The 1179-nt window shown below is 71.2% G+C and carries 1 protein-coding gene; it reads right to left on the bottom strand.

Translation table 11 applies throughout. The features are described 5' to 3' along the window. Window positions 1-257 precede the first annotated feature (257 nt). Window positions 258-1179, bottom strand: a 922-nt coding sequence (locus HUA76_RS44735) for a hypothetical protein (protein WP_217440986.1), incomplete at its 5' end; no start/stop codon positions are given.

The raw sequence follows: 1179 nt of genomic DNA, 5'->3' as shown, positions 1-1179 counted from the left end.
GCGCAAGCCAAGAGGGCGTGGCCGAGGAACGGGGCTGAGTCCCTGGACTCTCAGCCGCTGCAAGCAGCGGTCAGCGCGCGCAGGAGTGACAGTCGCCGCGTTTCAGCCGGTGCTCGTGGTGTGCGAGGCCGGAGGGCTGTAGTCGCCCGGGGCACTCAAGGTGCACGGCCCCGGTGGCCTGCGGGTCGAGGGGCCGACGGTGGAGTGGGTAGCGGCGCTGGCGTCGGCAACGGGAGCACGCCCGCGGCGAGGCGGGCCTACGCGCCGGGATACTCCGCGTGGATGTCGCCGTCGCGCAGCCGCCAGCAGAAGTCGTTCATCCGCGCCGCAGCAGGGGCGTGCCGAGAGAGGATGTCCGCCGCGGCGGCCGGCACGTCCTGCGGAATGTCGCCGCTCGCGCATCGGCGCACGTACCCGTTGCGCTCAACGGGGCCACCGCCCGCCGGCACCGGTAGCCCGCACACCGTGGTGACGAGCCAGTTCACCAGCCGCATCGCCGCGTACTCGGCATCGTGGCCGACGTGCCGCGCGACGAAGTCGCGCTCGGCGTTCGACAGGTCGAACCGAGGCGAGGTGGCCAGCCCGAAATCGACGAGGTAGATGCGCTCATCGTCGGCCCGGATGTTGCCGAAGTGTCCGTCCATGTGGAGCAGCTCGCGGCCACGCAGGAACGCCACCATCTCGAACAACTGCCGCTCGAGGGTCCCGGCCTGGCCGACCGGGTCGGTGAGCCTCTCGTGCAGCGAAGAAGGGACGTACTCGAGAAAGAGCACGAGGCTGGAGGTCGCGGCGGCCAGTTCCTCGAAGCGGATGCGCACGGCCGGGTCGCCGCCGAACTGGGCGACCACGGCGTCGATGTCCAGCTGTTCCGAGGCGACAGGTGCACGGCCGGGAAGCACCCGCCAGTGGTGCAGCAGAGGGAAGGACTCCGCCTCACCGGCGAGGACCCCCTCGGTGACGAGGAGGTTCGCAGCCAGCTCGCGCCAGGCGCCGAAACCCGGACCTGCGAGGCGGTACATGCCGTACTGGCAGGAGGTCGGCAGGTCGAACAGGTTCGCGGTGCTGTGTGGATGGGCCAGCTCCCGGTCGGTCATCGGGATGCGCTTGGCGAATACCGGCACGCCGTCCACGTCGAGCACCGAGGTGCCACCGCCCACCCCCACGGCGTGGGTGGGCGCG

It is taken from the genome of Myxococcus sp. CA056 (genome assembly GCF_013336715.1).
GTDB lineage: Bacteria > Myxococcota > Myxococcia > Myxococcales > Myxococcaceae > Myxococcus > Myxococcus llanfairpwllgwyngyllgogerychwyrndrobwllllantysiliogogogochensis.
The sequence above is the reverse complement of the archived record's forward strand: the minus strand, read 5'-3'. Positions and strand labels throughout refer to the sequence as shown.